21 protein-coding genes, 2 pseudogenes and 1 CRISPR repeat array are annotated in these 18448 nt (G+C 43.3%); of the genes and pseudogenes, 12 read left to right on the top strand and 11 right to left on the bottom strand.

The window, feature by feature from the left end; translation table 11 throughout:
* The 5 genes from H6H03_RS36750 to H6H03_RS36770 all read left to right on the top strand — a co-directional run.
* A partial coding sequence (locus tag H6H03_RS36750) for a DUF1392 family protein (RefSeq protein ID WP_190959943.1) occupies positions 1-294 on the top strand: 294 nt, incomplete at its 5' end.
* Positions 295-321: 27 nt separating this feature from the next.
* Entirely contained in the window at positions 322-1149 is an 828-nt protein-coding gene (locus H6H03_RS40915; protein WP_242058208.1) for a hypothetical protein, read from the top strand.
* Between the two features lie 12 nt (positions 1150-1161).
* Positions 1162-1446 carry a hypothetical protein gene (locus H6H03_RS36760; RefSeq protein WP_190959944.1) on the top strand — a complete coding sequence of 95 codons (285 nt, stop codon included), beginning with the start codon at positions 1162-1164 and terminating at the stop codon, positions 1444-1446.
* Positions 1447-1514: 68 nt separating this feature from the next.
* Entirely contained in the window at positions 1515-1736 is a 222-nt protein-coding gene (locus H6H03_RS36765) for a hypothetical protein (RefSeq protein WP_190959945.1), read from the top strand.
* Positions 1733-2515 carry a hypothetical protein gene (locus H6H03_RS36770; RefSeq protein WP_242058209.1) on the top strand — a complete coding sequence of 261 codons (783 nt, stop codon included), beginning with the start codon at positions 1733-1735 and terminating at the stop codon, positions 2513-2515. Before H6H03_RS36765 ends, H6H03_RS36770 begins: the two co-directional genes overlap by 4 nt.
* On the opposite strand, the gene H6H03_RS36775 is transcribed toward H6H03_RS36770, so the two are convergent.
* Complete coding sequence (locus tag H6H03_RS36775) at positions 2512-3291, bottom strand: Rpn family recombination-promoting nuclease/putative transposase (RefSeq protein ID WP_190959946.1); 780 nt, start codon at positions 3289-3291, stop codon at positions 2512-2514. The genes H6H03_RS36770 and H6H03_RS36775 overlap by 4 nt on opposite strands.
* Before the next feature lie 112 nt (positions 3292-3403).
* On the opposite strand from H6H03_RS36775, the gene H6H03_RS36780 reads away from it, so the two are divergent.
* The 7 genes and pseudogenes from H6H03_RS36780 to H6H03_RS36810 all read left to right on the top strand — a co-directional run bounded on the left by H6H03_RS36780 (position 3404) and on the right by H6H03_RS36810 (position 9454).
* Positions 3404-4204, top strand: a complete 801-nt coding sequence (locus tag H6H03_RS36780) for a DUF5131 family protein (RefSeq protein ID WP_190959947.1) — start codon at positions 3404-3406, stop codon at positions 4202-4204.
* Between the two features lie 106 nt (positions 4205-4310).
* A complete protein-coding gene (locus H6H03_RS36785) occupies positions 4311-5648 on the top strand; it encodes a helix-turn-helix domain-containing protein (protein ID WP_190959948.1) in 1338 nt (445 codons plus the stop codon).
* Positions 5649-5820: 172 nt separating this feature from the next.
* The gene (dnaB, locus tag H6H03_RS36790; protein ID WP_190959949.1) at positions 5821-7182 is read left to right on the top strand and encodes a replicative DNA helicase; all 1362 of its coding nucleotides are present in this window, start codon (positions 5821-5823) and stop codon (positions 7180-7182) included.
* 4 nt (positions 7183-7186) lie between these two features.
* Positions 7187-7657, top strand: coding sequence for an ASCH domain-containing protein (locus H6H03_RS36795; protein ID WP_190959950.1), 471 nt, complete (start codon positions 7187-7189; stop codon positions 7655-7657).
* Positions 7654-8403: a DNA cytosine methyltransferase gene (locus H6H03_RS36800; RefSeq protein WP_190959951.1), complete on the top strand. Its 750-nt coding sequence runs from the start codon at positions 7654-7656 to the stop codon at positions 8401-8403. The genes H6H03_RS36795 and H6H03_RS36800 overlap by 4 nt, the downstream gene beginning before the upstream one ends.
* Positions 8404-8413: 10 nt before the next feature.
* Positions 8414-8563, top strand: a complete 150-nt coding sequence (locus H6H03_RS42170) for a DUF1392 family protein (protein WP_190959952.1) — start codon at positions 8414-8416, stop codon at positions 8561-8563.
* A gap of 82 nt (positions 8564-8645) precedes the next feature.
* A pseudogene (locus H6H03_RS36810) lies at positions 8646-9454 on the top strand (Rpn family recombination-promoting nuclease/putative transposase).
* A 317-nt stretch (positions 9455-9771) separates the two neighbouring features.
* On the opposite strand, the gene groL reads toward H6H03_RS36810, so the two are convergent.
* From groL to H6H03_RS36855, 10 genes and pseudogenes are all read right to left on the bottom strand, one after another.
* A complete protein-coding gene (groL, locus tag H6H03_RS36815; RefSeq protein ID WP_190959953.1) occupies positions 9772-11412 on the bottom strand; it encodes a chaperonin GroEL in 1641 nt (546 codons plus the stop codon).
* A gap of 154 nt (positions 11413-11566) precedes the next feature.
* Positions 11567-11878, bottom strand: a complete 312-nt coding sequence (gene groES, locus H6H03_RS36820) for a co-chaperone GroES (protein WP_190959954.1) — start codon at positions 11876-11878, stop codon at positions 11567-11569.
* A 312-nt stretch (positions 11879-12190) separates the two neighbouring features.
* Positions 12191-12559: an ISAs1 family transposase gene (locus H6H03_RS42315; RefSeq protein ID WP_199339218.1), complete on the bottom strand. Its 369-nt coding sequence runs from the start codon at positions 12557-12559 to the stop codon at positions 12191-12193.
* Positions 12537-13016 (bottom strand): annotated as a pseudogene (locus H6H03_RS42320) (ISAs1 family transposase); the annotation flags it as partial. The pseudogene H6H03_RS42320 and the gene H6H03_RS42315, both read right to left, overlap by 23 nt.
* A gap of 128 nt (positions 13017-13144) precedes the next feature.
* On the bottom strand, positions 13145-13510 hold the full coding sequence (locus tag H6H03_RS36830; protein ID WP_190959955.1) for a hypothetical protein: 366 nt from the start codon (positions 13508-13510) through the stop codon (positions 13145-13147).
* A 49-nt stretch (positions 13511-13559) separates the two neighbouring features.
* Positions 13560-13895 (bottom strand): hypothetical protein, encoded by a 336-nt coding sequence (locus H6H03_RS36835; RefSeq protein WP_190959956.1) that lies wholly within the window; start codon positions 13893-13895, stop codon positions 13560-13562.
* Between the two features lie 90 nt (positions 13896-13985).
* Positions 13986-15490: direct repeats of the CRISPR family, unit length 37 nt; unit sequence GTTTCAGTCCCCTCGCGGGGTAATTGAGTTTGGAAAC.
* 263 nt (positions 15491-15753) lie between these two features.
* Positions 15754-15939 (bottom strand): hypothetical protein, encoded by a 186-nt coding sequence (locus tag H6H03_RS36840; protein ID WP_242058207.1) that lies wholly within the window; start codon positions 15937-15939, stop codon positions 15754-15756.
* A gap of 194 nt (positions 15940-16133) precedes the next feature.
* Complete coding sequence (locus H6H03_RS36845) at positions 16134-16724, bottom strand: prolyl hydroxylase family protein (RefSeq protein WP_190959957.1); 591 nt, start codon at positions 16722-16724, stop codon at positions 16134-16136.
* A gap of 322 nt (positions 16725-17046) precedes the next feature.
* The gene (locus tag H6H03_RS36850) at positions 17047-17928 is read right to left on the bottom strand and encodes a hypothetical protein (RefSeq protein WP_190959958.1); all 882 of its coding nucleotides are present in this window, start codon (positions 17926-17928) and stop codon (positions 17047-17049) included.
* 134 nt (positions 17929-18062) lie between these two features.
* On the bottom strand, positions 18063-18296 hold the full coding sequence (locus H6H03_RS36855) for a helix-turn-helix transcriptional regulator (protein WP_190959959.1): 234 nt from the start codon (positions 18294-18296) through the stop codon (positions 18063-18065).
* Between the last annotated feature and the right edge of the window lie 152 nt (positions 18297-18448).

Genomic DNA, 18448 nt, shown 5'->3' on the forward strand with positions numbered 1-18448 from the left:
GCTATCGCAGTCGATGATCGCTCAATATCCTACGTCACTAAACGGGAAATCATCGGTACGGGACGATTACAGTCCACTTACTTGAGAAAACCTGCTTTTGTACTTGGACATCGCGTCATGCTTCGTTTTGACAGCCATGCCACAAAGCAGCGTTTGGTTCTGGGGATTGTGCTGGTGAACAACGCTTGGTTTTACGTTGTAGAACTGATGTCCCCGGCTTTGGTTCAACCACTGGCTGCACCGGTTCGTTTTCCGTTGGTGGGGGAAACAGATTTAATTCGAGTTTGTATGTAAGTATTTTTCAACAGGGAGCAACGATATATGTCACAAATCGAAATCGCTCAAATCATCGAACAGATAAAACAAGAGATTACTGTTGACGCTAGTGGACAGGGTAAAGCAAGTATTCGGGCAACTGCAAGGCTAGCAGATGTACAAGATTCTTCGCTTCGCCGTGCGCTATCAAGTGCGGCACTGGAACCCTCTGTATTAGCTAAAAGCCTTATAGAGCAAGGCTTTACCCCTGCGGCACTAGAAACCTGGAATGAGGGAATTCCTGATATGGGTGTTGCTGCCGTTATTGAATATTACGCTTTTGATGCCGGAAGGTACTGCAAACAGCAGGCCAGGCTCGTATGCAAAGCTTTTAACCGGATTGGTGTTCGCGCCTGGATGCAAGATATCACAGGCTGGGCAAAACCCGCGACTCAACAAGCAGAACAACCATCCAAAACCATTGCCCCCTCCCACGAAGCTGCACAATTAGCCATGATGCTGGGTGAGTTTGCGGGATTAGATAAATCCCTCACCGCACAATTAGCCGTTAATGCTGCCACTGCTGTTAACCCTGTCCTTAAGCCAGCCGCAGATGAACTCAAGACTGCGATCGCTTCCACCAATCCTGCCGAAGACGCATTTCTCAACGCGACACAGATTGGTGAAGTAGTGGGAATGTCTGCAAGGGCTGTTAACAACTGGCTGGTTCAGTCTGGATTACAATATCGCACTGAAGATAAAAAAATCCCGTATCGCCCTACCGAGTCAGGTAAAGAATGGGGGCGTATGGTTCCGGCGTTGGCTAGGTCATCGAACCAAACTGTTTTTCAATTACGTTGGCTACCCGAAATAGTAAAAGTCATTTCTCAGTAATTTGTCAAAATTATGAACAGCTTACGAAAGGTTGTAGCAGATAAATATGGTCTTGAAGCTTTTGCTATGTACGATGAATTTTTCTTTGTTCATCTACCAGACAATCAAGACCACACCCTCAAATTTATGGAAAGCAATTTACCAGAATGTATTCGGATTGAGCTTGCAGAATGCTTCGCTGGAGGCGTAATTGCTGCATGGGAAGTTCCTTTATTCCTAATCCCTAAAGTTTTAGAGCAAGCCTACGATTTTGTAGAGCAATTTTGGGAGGACATATCTAAAGAAGAAGAAAAATAAAAGCGATTGTTGCTTTATTCAATAACAACCGCCAAACAAAAACACTCTTTACTTTCAGGATAACGGATATGAAAATCATAGTTCAATTAATCGAAAAAGTTTACCAAGAAGCCCACATAGAAATACCTGATGGACTGACAGAAGCAGCCATCAGACAAGTCATTACAGACCGATATAATTCTGGCGAAATGGCTGTTGATTTAAACATCTTTCAGGTTGATTTTGAGTCAATTAGCGCAACTATTGTCACCAATCAAAACTCTGTAGATTTTCAAGAGGAAGCAGCATGACTATCACACCACTATTAACACCCCAGACAGCTGTTTCTGAAACTATCACCCGACATCCTCTGAACTTCTACGAGTCGCCCTCATGGTTCACAACTGAACTACTGCGCCATGTCCCACTATCTGGTGTGATTGGTGAACCTTGCGTTGGGATGGGAGCGTTCGTCTCTGACGTTGCCGGAGGCATCGCATCATTACTGTCCGTGTGGCCCTACACCAATAGAATCTGGACGAATGACATCGACCCGAACAAATCGGCTGATTACCATTTGGATGCAACATTAGCCGAATCTTGGGCTAAATTTCCCGATTGCGATTGGATCTGCACTAATCCTCCTTATGCCGAATTTGCATCCCCTATTATCAAGAATGCTTACCACAAAGCTCGTGTGGGTGTTGCGGCTTTTCTCCTGACCAGCTTTCTCGAACCCTGCGATGACCGGGCAGATTTCTTGCAGCAGCACCCACCATCACTTGTACTGACTCTGCCGCGCTTTTGTTTTCGCAAGGACAAACGTGGTACTCGTTGGGCTACGGACAACATCACTATTTCGTGCTTCGTTTGGGATAAACGCACAACCACACAGCGCATTATTGTGTGTCCCAAGTCCCAGATTATCGGGTTTTACAAGAATCCCGAACAGGCTATTTCACAAGAAAAAGCAGAAGAAATTGTAAGAGCGATCGCTTGTCTTGAAGTCAGTACGAATTATTCAACATCATCTAATGCCAGCACCAAGCAAAAAATACTTACTCAAGTTGCCCAAAGAGCCAATTTCTAAGAATTTTGACCACTTTGCTTGGCAATTTCTTGCCGCACTGTTTCGATATCTAATTCTAGTGCCTCAGCTATTTGTTCTGCATTCAATCCTACTTTCATTAATCGAGGTATTGTTTTTAACTTAGTCTCTTCTTCAACTTCTTGATAAAACCGAGTTTGTTGCCACTGTGTTAATCCAAACATTGCTTCCAATTCCTGCCGAGTTTTGTCCGCAAACTTGTACACCAACATCCTTTCTATCAATTCTAAAAGGTTTTTTCGGTTTGATTGGGGAGCTTGTTGCACTAATTTAATTAAATTTCTGGCTTTGGCTTGTGCCTCGCTTTCTTTTGCTACCACCAACTGAACTATCCCTAAACCAACAGAATCGGAGGATGTATCAACTAATTCATCCAAATATATTATCTGAATTTGCCCTGCCGCAAGTGAAGTTTTATAAGCCAGTGGTACGCCAGAATCAAGACTACGTTTTGCCCAAAGTACCACAGCTTGCCAGGATCTTAAAGGTCTGTACTGGTTTAAATACACAAATGCTTCGGTTATTAAACGCCAATACAAATCATCATCCTTTTGAAATTGTACTTCTACAAAATAAATAGGGTCTTGTGGGAAGTCATCTTTAGGCAGAAATAAACCATCTAAGCGTCGGGCTAACTCTTTAATTTCTACAGATTTGAATTCATAGTGTGTCGCAACAGCAGCCGATGAGGACAGTAATTCAAACAGAACGCTAGGGAGATTTTGAAACAGTGTGTAAAAGATTGTGTCCGTTTTCATAACTTGATTAAAAAAAAGAATGTCTAGAGTTGGTGTTTTGAGATAAATCACTCAATGAATACAAATTACGTGGGCTGAAAAGTAAGTTAATTGATTTGACATCTGACAAATTATGACAAATATAGAATGGACAGACTTAACAGATAATATCATTCGCGTCAAAGATGGTGGCTGGTGGTGTAGAAAAATTAGCCCCGGCTGTGCAAAATGCTATAGCGAGAAACTCAATCAAAATTCTTTCTTTGGTGGCAACAAGCGACCATATTCTGGTCAACCACCAGAACTAATATTAGACACAAAAATGATTCGTAAGTGGGGATTTCAGAAAAACCCTAGAAAACATTTTGTTGCCTCCATGACAGATGTTTTTGGTGAGTGGGTTCCACGTTATTGGCAACAAGAAATGTTAGATGGAATGTTTGTTGCTCCTAAACAAACTTTTCAAATCCTTACCAAACGTCCAGAAATTATGCTGTCAACCGTTAATGAATGGCTTGATAGTCATGGACTAAATACATTACCTAATAACATCTGGGTTGGCATTTCAATAGAAAACCGTCAAACCCTCGAACAACGCAGTTCAATTCTTGCACAAATTCCGGCTCAGGTTCGGTTTTGGTCAGCCGAACCATTGTTAGAAGATTTGGGTGAGATCAGTCAATTTTTGAAAGATATCCATTGGATTATTTGCGGGGGAGAGTCTGGCCCCAATTCCCGCCCCTGTCACATCGAATGGATTGAGTCAATTGTTCAACAATGCCAAGCTTTTCATACGAGTGCATTCGTCAAACAAGTGGGGGCAAATGCTTACTTTCAAGGACAGCAATTTCAAACCAGAGATCGTAAGGGTGGGGATATCTCGGAATTTCCTGAACATATACAGATTAGGGAATTCCCTAATGCCATTTATTAAACAAAAATTCCCCAATTCTGCTATCAACAGTTGGGGAACTCTTTCAAATATGTGGTTGTAAGAGTTAACTGATTAGCTATAACTACAGAACCAATGCGGAGGTTATATGAGCATCGTTGTAGCGGGGAAATCTCTCAAAAAGAATTATACTCCCATTTCCAATGAACTGATTCGTTCTTCAAAAATTGATGACAGTACATTCCGGCTAATCTGCTGGATGACTTCACACGAAGAAGGCTTTGAAATTAATTTCGTTAGCATTCAGAATGCTTTAAGTTACGGTCGAGATAAGCTCAGAAAGATACTCAAAAATGCTGAGATTTACAACTATTTAGTCAGGCGCAAAGTTCGTACTTCTGGCGGCCTATTTGATTTTGAATATCACATCTTCAAAGATACGACTGACGCAATTGCTTTCCGTAAATCCCTGCCACAAGTAGAATTAACTCCTGATTTGTCTGATACGGATGAACCCACCAGGGGAGTCAAAACCGGAGGTGGTCGAACCGGGGGTGGTCGAACCAGAGGTGGTGCAACCAGGGGTGGTGAATCAACCCCTCTATATATAGAAAAACAATTAGAAGAAAACCAAAAAGAAGAAAAACACATACAAGAAACACCACCCACCCAAGAATCGTGTGTGTGTGAAGAAACTGACTTAGAAGAACTAAACCAGGAATATGAACCAATTTCCGAATCTGACTCTGAAAAACTAAACCACCAAGAAGAACCAATTCCCCAATCCCCCACTTCGTTGTCAACAAAATCAGAATCTTCGCATCAAACAGACCAACCCTCATGTAGACCAACTATGGCGGGGGCTTTGTTCGATAAAAACGAACAAGCGAATAATAAACCCAGTAAACTAAAATTCCAATCGATTGAAGACTTGCTAAATCTTGTGCTACTCGACCCCGGTATCATGGCAACTGACCCATTGCCTGCCGTTTACCGAAGCGAAATCAAGTTGCGTGGCTGGCGCTTCCCCTGGCGTACTGGTACCAGGGACAAGATTTACCAAACCTGCAACAACGGTTTAGTGGAGTTGATAGCCAAAGAGAGAGCCAAGTGGAGCAAATGCGAGTGGACTGAAAAAATCCCCACAGTCATCAAGTCCATAGGCAATCTGGAAGCAACCAAAGGTGGCTTAGAAGAACTGCTGGGCTATTGGTCAAAAGTTCTGGAGTCGGTTACACCTCAAACTGAAGAATCAAAAGCCACTGACCAACCCATCGGCTACTACTCGAATCGCTCTCTTGAGTGGCACAAAGCCACATTCTGCCAATTGTTAGACCTTGGGGATAAAGTCGGCATTGAAAGTGCGATCGCTCAATTCACTACTCGCTATGACCAACAACACACGGGTGCTACTGATGGCTGGTTGAACTGGTTGCAAACCCATTATCCCCAAATGTATGCCCATCTTTACCCGCAAGCTGCATGAATCGAGGTCGGAAGTAGTTTATTTCTACATTCTCACTTCTTTCCAGTCTTTCCAGGTTTCTCTGCCCCTGTTGTTCACTCTTAACTTCTAAATTCCGGCTTCTCCTTCTTGGTTTCTTAACTTCCGACTTCCGACTTCCGACTTCTAACTTCCGACTTCTCATTGAGGATTTATGACAAGCGAACTAAACTTTTCATCCCAACAAGACTGCCTACCCCCGCAAAGCATTGAAGCTGAAGAAGCCATACTCGGCGGTATCATGCTTGACCCAAATGCCATGAGCCGAATCAGCGATCGCTTAACTGCGGATGCTTTCTACATCAACGCCCACAAAGATATTTATCAAGCAGCGCAACAGTTGTACAGCCAAGGTAACCCGACGGATTTGCTTTACATAACCAGTTGGTTGTCTGACAACGGTCTTTTGTTTCGCGTTGGTGGGCGCAACAAACTCGCAACTCTGGTTGACCGTACTGTGTCAGCTATCAACATCGATGCTTTCGCCGATTTGGTCATGGAAAAATACCAAAGACGGCAGTTGATAAAAGCGGGAACTGAGATTATCAAGCTGGGCTATGCAACTGAAACTGAGCTACCGATTGTCCTTGACCAAGCCGAACAAAAAGTCTACGGCATTGCATCTGAGCATTCTGCCACAGATTTAGTTCACATTTCCGATTCCCTGGCTGATGCTTTTACCGAGATTGAGGCGCGTCACGCTGGAACCGCTAGCCCTGCTGTGTCCACCGGATTTTATGACTTGGACAGTCTACTCGGCGGTGGTTTTCGCAAAGGGCGGTTGTACGTGCTGGCTGCTCGTCCATCTGTAGGGAAATCCGCTTTGGCTGGTAATCTCGCTTTGGTAGTTGCTCAAATGAGCCGATTGCCCGTGTGTGTTTTCAGCCTGGAGATGTCCACTGATGAATATGTACAGCGATTCCTTAGCAGTGAATCGGGTATTGAAAACAATTTTCTTGAAACTGGGCGCGTTTCTAACAACCAGTGGCAACCGTTGAGTAAAGCGATCGCTTCTTTGAGCGAACTACCAATTTTCATCAACGATAACTCTTGCCCTAGCTTGACAGAGATTCGTAGCCAAGTTCGCAGGGTTTCATCCCATTACGGTAGCGTTGGACTTGTGGTTGTGGATTACTTACAACTAATGGCTGAAGGGGCTGATTCTAGAAACAATATGACCGAGCGTGTTGGGGAAATCAGCCGGGGACTGAAAAAACTTGCCAAAGATTTAGATGTGCCAGTACTTGCTCTATCGCAGTTAAGCCGTGAAGTCGAACACCGCAACGACAAACGTCCTGTACTGAGCGATTTGCGGTCAAGTGGTGCTGTTGAGCAAGACAGCGATGTTGTTATCATGCTTTACCGCGAGGAAATGCACAATCCCGATACACCTGAGCGTGGCATTGCTGAGTTAATTGTTCGTAAGCAGAGGAATGGCCCAACTGGGACGGTCAAGCTTTTGTTTGACCATCAATTTACCAGATTTAAGAATTTATCTCATGGTCGGGGGTTTTAAAACTGTGAGTACAACCATAATCAAAGCTATCAGTTTACATCAGCCTTGGGCAACACTGATTCCAATGGGCCTGAAAAAGTACGAAACCCGTTCTTGGGCTACAAGCTACAGAGGCCCGTTGTTAATCTGTGCTGCCAAAAAGTCCAGTATTCACCAAAAACTCACTCACAACTACTTCCTTAACAAGTATCAACAAATACTAGTTGACACTGATAACTACATTGAGTGGGATGATTTACCTTTTGGTTGTGCCGTAGCTCTGGTAGAGCTAACCGCTTGCATTTCTATGACCCAAGCTTTCATCAACGAACAGTCTCTTTCAGAGATTGATACGGGTGATTGGCAAGTCGGGCGTATGGCATGGCAATTGGAGAATATTCAGCGAATCATACGCCCTATACCTATCACTGGCAGGCAAGGTTTGTTTTATGCAGAGATTGATTTGCACTCTCAACACCTGGAGGCAGTTGCATGATATCTGTCCTTTCTCTATTCTCTGGCATCGGCGGACTTTGCCATCATGGTATCGCTGCGGCGGGTTTATCTCATAAGTTCCAAGTAAAGCAATTTGTCGAAATTTCTCCTTACTCCCAATCACGACTTCGCCATGAACAACCCACAATCCCAATCCATCCAGACATCACCACCTACCACTGCCACCCTTGGCAATTCGATATCGTCTGTGGAGGTTTCCCCTGCGTCGGCACAAGCAACGCCGGAAATCGACTTGGGCTTGCTGACTCCAGATCCGCACTGTGGGCAGAACAATTCAGAATTATTGACTCTGACAGACCAGCGATCGCTCTCATCGAAAACCCAACAGGGCTACTTGCTAGAGGAATGGCAAGAGTACTCCAAGACCTTTCCAAAATCGGGTATGTATGCGAATGGGAAACTATACCCGCATACTGCGTCGGCTTGCCGCATGGAAGGGAAAGAGTGTTTATTATTACCTACCCCAATGGCTTATTCAACAAAGTCATCCCGGCCGCCTGGACAGACCAAATTGGAAATCAAATTGCGTCAATACGGGAGTCTGTTGAAGTCCGAAGCTATCAACCCGGAGTTCTTACGGTGGCTCATGGGGTTTCCGTCGGGGTGCTAAAGGGCATTCCAGGCAACTATGATGCACGTCGGGCTTATGGGTTGAGTTGTTCTCCTCGACAGGCTGCTGTTGCTTGGAAACGGATTGATTACCTGTGCAGTCTACTTTCAAATTAAAAGGTGCGTTATGCTTAACCAAATCAACTCATTGGAAAGCTGCTGGTTTCTTTCCCCACCGTGGGGCCAAACCAATTCGCAACTCGCGCATGAGCGCAATTATTTAAGAAGCGAATTGCGATCTTCGACGTATTCCTACGTCCAAGCAAGCTACACGTAGCGTCTCGCAGAGAAGGAGCGTCATTGCGAATTAGTATGGCTCCTGAATTGTTACTTAAATCTTGCTCAACAGGAGAATTAAATTGAGTTACGATAACACTGCTAAGTATTTAGCCGAATTATATCCTGCCGATTTTGCTAACTGGTTATTACCAAATCAAACTAATCAAGAAGTTACTGTTTTAAAAACTGAACTCTCAATCGAGCCAATTCGGGCTGATTCTGTGATATTTATCCAAACAAAAAGCCGCATTCTCCATCTGGAATTTCAGACTTTAACTAAGTCTAATCCTCCTGTTCCCTTACGCATACTCGACTACTACGTCAGGTTAAAGCGACAATATCGTAAACCAGTCACACAAGTGGTAATTTTCTTGCAAGAAACTGATGATGAAGTTGCTTTTACTACAGAATATACTGATGAAATGACAACTCCTGCTATCGGGTTGTACGTTTATGGGAGCAGGATGCGGCACAGTTCCTTAATAATCCGGCTCTGTTGCCCTTTGCACCTTTAGCGCAAACTGATTCTCCGTCCACTCTATTATCCCAGGTTGCTCAAAGTGTCGCTAAAATTCCTAATAGAGTTGAAAGACAAAATATTGCTGGGTGTACCGAGATTTTTGCTGGTTTACGATTTACAAAAGACTTAATTCATCAATTTTTACGGGAGGACATTATGCAAGAATCTGTTATTTATCAGGATATTCTGCAAAAAGGCGAATTCAAGTTATTCTATCGTCAACTAAATAGGCGCTTTGGAGAAATTGATACCTCAATTATTGAGCGAATTCGTGCATTATCTACTGAGCAACTGGAGGCACTAGGAGAAGCTTTTCTAGATTTTGCATCCGTTGATGATTTAGTAACATGGTTAGATCAACTGCAATAAAAGCAACAAAAGCGAAGTAATCTAATTACAACCTTCGCTTTTAACTTCACTACTGCCCCATCCTTATCTCTTCAAGTGGCGCGTGACTTTATTTTAGAACACTTAACACAGAAGTTTAACTTAACTACATAGTCTCAATTTTCTGTCAATGCGTAAGTTCTAAAAACTTTAACTTTTAAGCTGTGACCGTGAATGTTGTCCAAGGAGATGAAAAGGCAACTACTCGCTTGTCAGAGTGAGCAGTTGCCTGTTGCTTGTTCTGTTTCTTGAAGGTACTTAAGATTTTAGTTAAAGATGGGAAAACTCTGGATCGATCGTTAGTAATCGAAGTCGCCACCTAAGCCGCCGCCACCAGGTGCAGCCGGAGCAGCATCCTTTGGTTCTGGCTTGTCAACTACAATGGCTTCGGTAGTCAACACCATACCTGCAATTGACGCAGCATTCTGCACAGCCGAACGAGTCACCTTAGCGGGGTCAACAATTCCGGCTGTAAACAAATCTACGAACTCGCCAGTTGTAGCGTCGTAGCCGACATTGAATTCTTTCTCTTTAACTCGTTCTGCAATCACTGCACCGTTTTGTCCGGCATTTTCAGCAATCCGCTTTAAAGGTGCAGGCAGGGCGCGAGCTACAATCAACGCTCCTGTCAATTCTTCACCGCTTAGGCTAGATTTTGCCCAGTTTTCCAAATCTGGAGCCAGATGTGCGAGGGTTGTACCACCACCGGGAACGATGCCTTCTTCCACAGCAGCTTTAGTAGCGTTAATGGCATCTTCCAGACGTAGCTTGCGGTCTTTGAGTTCGGTTTCTGTGGCAGCACCCACCTTAACTACTGCAACTCCACCAGCTAACTTCGCCAAGCGTTCTTGCAGTTTTTCTTTATCGTAGGAGGATTCGGTTTCTTCGATTTGCCGACGGATTTGCTCTACTCGTGCTTTGACAGCTTGTTCGTTACCTTCAGCAACGAGGGTGGTGCTATCTTTGGTGATAGTGATGCGGCGGGCTTTACCGAGTTGGTCGAGCTTGGTAGCATCCAGCCTCAAACCAGCTTCTTCGGTAATCAACTGACCGCCTGTGAGAATGGCAATGTCTTCTAGAATAGCTTTGCGGCGATCGCCAAATCCAGGCGCTTTCACCGCTGCTACATTCAGCACACCACGCAAACGGTTAACAACCAAGGTTGCCAAAGCTTCTTTTTCAATATCTTCGGCAATAATTACTAAAGGACGACCAGCACGCGCTACTTGCTCTAACACGGGTACGAGGTCTTGTACCAAAGCGATTTTCTTATCGGTTAACAGTAGAAAAGGTTCATCCAGCACTGCTTCCAACCGTTCGGCATCGGTTGCAAAATAAGGAGAAATATAACCCTTGTCGAAGTTCAACCCTTCTGTAACTTCTAGTTCGGTAGTAACAGACTTGCCTTCTTCTAAAGATATCACCCCTTCACGACCAACTTTGTCTAATGCTTCTGCAATCAAAGCACCCACGACTTCATCGTTGCCAGCAGAGATGGCAGCAACTTGAGCGATCGCTTTGGAATCTTCCACAGGACGGGCGTGTTCTTTAATCTTGTCTACTAAAAAGCCTGTGGCTTTATCGATACCACGCTTGAGTTCAATGGCATTTGCACCAGCAGCCACATTCCGCAATCCTTCTTTGACAATGGCGTGAGCCAGAACCGTTGCAGTTGTGGTGCCATCTCCAGCAGCATCATTAGTTTTAGAAGCAGCTTGACGAATTAGAGATACACCTGTGTTTTCAACGTGATCTTCTAGTTCAATTTCTTTAGCGATGGTGACTCCATCATTGACAATTTGAGGAGCGCCAAACTTTTTTTCTAAAACAACGTTACGCCCTTTAGGACCCAAGGTCACTGCTACTGCCTCAGCAAGAATATCAATTCCTTTTTCCAAAGCACGACGAGCATTTTCGTTGTAAATGATGCGCTTAGCCATAGTAATTCAAGTTCTGTAGGTAAGTGTGTAAATTGAAGGGTGTGGGGTGTCGGGAATTAAGAGGATGTTGTTGTGTACGGCACACTAAAATTCAATAGTTTGAAAACAGTATGCTCTGCTTTGAGGAGGTTCCAATTTTCTCAGCGACATTGGACTATGAAACAATTGCCAAGATGTCCTTTTCAGACAACAGGACATACTCTTCTGTACCAAGTTTGACATCAGTACCAGCGTACTTGGAATAGAGAACTTTATCACCAACTGCAATATCAATTGTTTGATAGATGCCGTCATCGTTGCGTTTACCAGGGCCAACTGCAACAATTTCACCTACCTGTGGCTTTTCTTTGGCGCTATCAGGCAGAAAAATGCCTCCTGCTGTTTTCTCTTCAGACTCACTTACCTTGATGAAAACGCGATCGCCCAGAGGCTTAACAGTAGATACGCTCAATGCTATAGCTGTCATACAAAATTCTCCAAACTAACTTTTTTAAAGCGAACAAATGACGTGCAATTAAACAACCAATTAATCGCACACGTCTAACTGGAAGGAAAATTCGTCATGCATTGTCTTTCTCCAATCAAACAGTACGCATGGAAGGTTTTCTGATAAAACCAATCCAATGAATAGCCAGCAAAATCAGAAATTGCTAGTAGTGGAGTTTAAATTACGGCAACACTATCGAATTAGTGTAGTTTACATGATATCAAGCATAATGTCATATCACCTTTAAAAAATCAAGCACTTCTGAAACGCCCAAATTTAAGCAGGGCTGTTTCATTCCACAAGGGTAAGAAGTTTGTCAATATCATGAGAGAGAAATCTGTGAGCAGTTGTGATGGAAGTATGATCATTTCGGCGGAGGATGTTGAGAGCGATCGCTCGCACAACAGAGAGATTGGCTGGGGCATTACTTAGATGTATAGTCGAACGATCTTCATTCAAAACGACATCCTTAACCCAATGGAGTTGATTTTCTATACCCCAATGGCCGCGAATGCCCTGAGAAAATTCAGGTGCTGTGCAGATGCGGCTACTGATGTAGCAAGCAACATCATGGTATTGTTTACCGCCTCTGGTTCCAACTCTTTCTACTCGGATTAAAGATTTGATTCCATAGTAATTCTGGAATTGCCGTGGTTTCATTCGATTGAGAGTCTACCTTTACCTGCCCCAACACTAATTTATTTGTAGTTGCCCATGCACTTACCATTTGAATTGCGCTCTGGTCACTATTTTGATCCCTTGAACCACATAAACTTTTCCCATCAATTGCAATTACTTCTCCTGAAGTAATTTTTTGTATTGATTTCATCCAGTTTATAAAACATGACTGAAATTCCTGCGGATTAATTAGAGCAAATACCCGCGCGAATGTATCGTGTGACGGGATGCCATTTGGTAGCTCCAAAAACGTTTTTAACCATTCATACTTTGTACAGCCATACAATTCAATTGCTACCCAGCTATCTGCTCCACAGATTACTGCACAAATTGCAATAGTCAAAATATCAATTAATTTGTGTCGCTTCGTGCGATCTATTCGTGGATCTGACATCACAGCAAAATGGTCAGCAATGCTAATTTTGGGCTTGAGTTTCACGCTTTCTTACGGCTTTACTCTATTTTTACTATGACTTTACCATCAATACCCGATCACAAGCTCCTTCACACCACACGCGTAGGCGAAGCCCGCCGTAGGCATCGCTGTCTTTGTAACTTAATTAGTATTTATGTACTATATTTAGATGCGTTCGCCCTGGAGCGAATCCCAGGAGAAATCTCAATGCTACTTAACGGTTGAAATTTCTGTCTTTTCTCCCGAAAAGTAGTGTCCTTTTTCTGGCGGAGTACAAAACCTATATTCTGCTTGTGGAGACACTGTCCCAGTTCTACACTGTGAAATTCTCTATCTCCAACAATTACTAGTTTGTACTTTTTTAATAACCGAATTACTGGACGTAATACTTTTTGCTGTTCTTCTAAGTTACTACTACCATCTTTTTCTAACAAACACCAATATATTGGCCAAGCTCTCTTTTGGTAAATTACACTAACCATCAACACATTGTTTTCTTTCCACTGTGTTCTATCCATCGCTATAGTTAATTGTGAACCCAGTTTAAAATATTGGGTAATTATTGCTTCAATGATAGGGAACCACAACAACACTACACTTCTTCGCATTCAGTGTTAAAAACCTTTGAATATGCCGTCTACGACTGTTTTGCTGTATAGGTAAAGGTAGGGTTGCTGCCAGCGTTTCTATCTTCACCTGTTTCTGATTTTGTAACAACCACACCAACATCTTCAGGGTGATTAACTGTGCTTTCTTTAGGTATTTTCCTAAGAAGTTTTGGTAGAATGATGCCAGCATTATGACGACGGTCTTGGTCAAATTACGAGACCGTTCTTTTTTACCACAAAACCGCTCCCCACAGAAAAGCCTACTACCCTCATCCAGTTCATTCTCAATAAGCACCCAATTTTTTCAAAAGGTCTGTGCCTCCAAAACTTTTATCTGGCTGGGTTTAGAGGCGATTGTCGCCCCTTGAATCATTGTTTCGTCAATGTTTCAGTCCCCTCGCGGGGTAATTGAGTTTGGAAACTTCGCGGTAATTTGTGCAATCGAATTGCATTGAAAATGTTTCAGTCCCCTCGCGGGGTAATTGAGTTTGGAAACACAAGGAAAAGGTAATTACGAACGCAATAATAAATTATAGTTTCAGTCCCCTCGCGGGGTAATTGAGTTTGGAAACGAATTGTGATGTGGTGCGAGTTTTGTGCAAAAATCCCAGGTTTCAGTCCCCTCGCGGGGTAATTGAGTTTGGAAACTTAGGTTGTAGAGCGTAGCTAAAGTTTCATTGAATGTTTCAGTCCCCTCGCGGGGTAATTGAGTTTGGAAACTTGTTGCTCCTAAATAAACATAAGGAGAACTTGCTCGTTTCAGTCCCCTCGCGGGGTAATTGAGTTTGGAAACTGGCGAATCGTTGTAGAACGTCGTCAAGTTTTTACTGTTTCAGTCCCCTCGCGGGGTAATTGAGTTTGGAAACGATTTTCTACTAATTTATTTCCCAATCCCAGAGCTTGTTTCAGTCCCCTCGCGGGGTAATTGAGTTTGGAAACTGTGTTTTCTCTAAGCTTTTGAAAACCTCAGTAATGTTTCAGTCCCCTCGCGGGGTAATTGAGTTTGGAAACTCCATTGGCATTTAAATTGCCATTGATTATATTGAGATGTTTCAGTCCCCTCGCGGGGTAATTGAGTTTGGAAACCTAGCTGACCTGAAACGATACCAAGAGACTGTAGCGTTTCAGTCCCCTCGCGGGGTAATTGAGTTTGGAAACTCAGCAACAACCAGTACAACAACCCAGCGCTGTAACCGTTTCAGTCCCCTCGCGGGGTAATTGAGTTTGGAAACTTTTACGCCCTTCTCGCTTGCTCCTAGCCTCAAGAGTTTCAGTCCCCTCGCGGGGTAATTGAGTTTGGAAACTGCAGCAATTGATAATGTTGCAGAGGCGTCGTCGTTGTTTCAGTCCCCTCGCGGGGTAATTGAGTTTGGAAACTTCTAGTTCAGGGAGGAGCTTGGCTTTTGCTATGTAAGTTTCAGTCCCCTCGCGGGGTAATTGAGTTTGGAAACTTAATCGCTTTTAGAATAATTAGCCGCTCATCAGCTTGTTTCAGTCCCCTCGCGGGGTAATTGAGTTTGGAAACGTGGATTATCGTGGTGGTTAGACATAATTTAAGTTTCAGTCCCCTCGCGGGGTAATTGAGTTTGGAAACTCCTACAGAAGATGAAATGTTACTTGACCTTGATGTAACATGTTTCAGTCCCCTCGCGGGGTAATTGAGTTTGGAAACTCTGGAATACGATTGCCATTGAATTTCAATAAATCTCGTTTCAGTCCCCTCGCGGGGTAATTGAGTTTGGAAACATAACTGTCATGAATTATATGAATGGTGGAATAATGTTTCAGTCCCCTCGCGGGGTAATTGAGTTTGGAAACCAATGGTTGCTTGTTCTTCTCTAGAAGATTGGGATGTTTCAGTCCCCTCGCGGGGTAATTGAGTTTGGAAACCGCCCGGTGCTGAAACTGTTACAGAGCAAGCTTCCTCTTAAGCAATTTGACGAACCTCAAAAATAGGTCGATTTCAGCCGTTGTTATTGCGACTAATTTGCAACTGCTTCCATTATTGAAACGCTAGAATTATTTATTTGTCAAGGTTCTGGTGATTTTGGCAAACCTCCCAGGGTTTTTGACCCCGCTTCGGTTTGACAAACATCAAGTTGATTACACAATGATATTATGAGTATTTGCTATTGTCGAGTGATTTGTGGAGTTTAATCGGTAATTTCGTATTCTTTCTCTATCAAACTTAACAGCTTCTCTTCCACTGCCGTAAGATAAGGACGGTTCAGCTTCCCCAACGAGTGCAACAGACTTTTGACTGTCTCCTCCAGAGAATCAGAATATACTCCGCTGATGCGATCGCAGATCTCCTGCACCTGCTCACACTCAGCAGGCAAATAATTGTACGACTTCAGATGCTTCAGCCCAACTGTCAGTTCTCCATCCCAAGTTCTGACGGTGCAACTGAAGTTATTGACTGCGGTGACAATAGCCCAACACCCGCCTTTGCCTCTGAGATCGGGATTGTCCTTGGCTAAGATTTGTCAAACCTATGGCTCAAACTTTTATTGCTAGGAAAACACCAGACATTTTAGTAGACTCTCGACTGTTGACGATACATAACATCTGAGCGTAAAACATACTTTCGCCCTTGAACAACAGCAACACCTTCATGCACAAGTTCATGAACAAAACATAAAGCCATACCTGTGACTGGAACCACGGTAATATTAGGTAATTGTTCATAATACCGAGGCGAAAGATGAAAACGGGTTTCACCACCTTCAAAACCTTCATTTAGATAAATCATAAAAGTTAACAGACTTTCCTCGCCATTCGGTCGCCGATAAGAACCGTCATGATGTATTGCAAATCTCTGTCCTGGATCATAGCGATAAAAACGAAAACGCTCATTTAATCCTACTGCTTGCCACCTGCCAATGGTCTTAGGAATATAATCTGACACACGCTGCCATAAATCAAAAGCCCGTTGGGGAGTATCGACAATAACGCGCTCATTATTGCGGATATCGGGACGCATTTGGAAACCTCGAATAGTACTGATGGGAGCATCTGTATAACCAATACTTTCAGTCAAATTAATATACTCAGCACACTCTTGTGGTAAAAGAATATTGTCTAAAGTAAAAATTTCGTTGTTAAGCAAATTTTTCTTGATCATGGTTACAGCAATTTGTAAACCAGTTTTTTAAAATGTTTGGGGTCAACTAAATCGAGTGCAATAGCAATGAAAATTGGAAACAAGCAGAATAATCTTACTATCCAATGAACGTTAATTTAAATAAAACTTCAGTAGTAATTTGTGTCGGCTCAGATATTAACCCCCAACACCCCCAAAATCTCCCTAACCCCCCGCTTTCTCTTGCTCCATCTGCTGAATTCGCTTCAGTAAACGCTTGGGAATATACCTAAATGATTTGACTAAAGCGATCACCCTCACTCCAAAACCCAAAGTAATAGTACGCCTGCTGTGAATTCTCGCATCAGCCGCCAGTTTCTAACTCCAACAAACTCAACACTTTCACTTCCAAGTGGGTCAAATAACTCCGCTTCAGCTTGCCCAACGATTCCAAAAACCTCTGCACCGACTCCTCCAGTCCACTCGAATACACTCGACTAATGCGATCGCAAATCTCCTGCATCTGCTGGCATTCATCAGGCAGGTAATTGAACGATTTCAGATGCTTCAGTCCAACCGTCAATTCTCCGTCCCAAGTTCTGACGGTGCAACTGAAGTTATTGACTGCGGTGACAATAGCCCAACAGCCGCCCTTACCTCTGAGTTCGGGGTTATCCTTGGCTAGAATTTGGCAGACTTCCCCAATCTGGTAGGTGTTGGGTACTTTTGTTCTTTCCATAATTCTCTGGACCACATCAGTTACAATCCTGGCACTGGGAACTTTACCGCCAGCCTCCTCTATAGCTTTTTGCCAAACTTCCTGTTGTTGCTGGGGTTCCAGCTTTGTTAGTGGTCGAACTTGACGTTCATTAGTCGGCAAAATGTGATCCAATGGATCACATTTTTCAGCTAAATTATCAAACACGACAGCCGCATCCATTAAAAGATAAGACTGACGACGACTGTGACCAAAGCGATCGCGGCAATACTCCTCAAACGTGCGATGCGTTGAACGGTAAAGGCGGCGATCGCGTAATTCTGCCAAAGCCTTACCCGCTTCAAAAAACGCCCTCTCAACTTTCCGTTCCAAAAGCAAGCGATCGCTTTGCTCCTGCTCGGTCAATTCAGGTACTTCAACAGCAGGAACGTCGATGGTTACTGAAGTTGGATCTACTGAAGGGGCGATATCTGAGTTGAGTGATGCGGCAGAGGTGGCTTTTTTGCGCTTGGAGGATGGTTGAGACACGATTTCCCACCTCTGTAATTCAGTAACTTTTGCTCAGAGTTGATTGCAGATAGATTCTGGTTGTGGCGGAGATTTGGAATTGCTGTTTTAAAAAGGCTGAAGGTGAAGACCCAAGAGAATTGATGGATTGAAAATCAAGCATCTTCTTCGTTTTCTCCGATCTGTTGATATCCAAACAAATCATTAGGAGTGCATCGCAAAGCATCACACAACTTTGCGATTCTTTCAAACCATTCAACTCCACTGCGATTATTTTCCCAGTTACGAACAGTAGTTTCAGTGACCCCAACTAAATCGGCTAATTCCCGTTGTGTGAGGTCAAGACGTTTTCTTAATTCAGCTACACGCGACATTGGTATTTTACCCATAAAGAGACTTATATCAATAGTCTAACGAAAAAGTCTTTGCGTAAACCCGGATTTCTCACAAGTGAAAAAAAAGTATTCACATAACCTCAATGACTAACAATTTTTTAATACATGAGTAATTTAGATTCAAAGGTAAAAGTCAAGTAAGCATA

This window comes from Nostoc paludosum FACHB-159 (genome assembly GCF_014698835.1).
Taxonomy (GTDB): Bacteria; Cyanobacteriota; Cyanobacteriia; order Cyanobacteriales; family Nostocaceae; genus Nostoc; species Nostoc paludosum.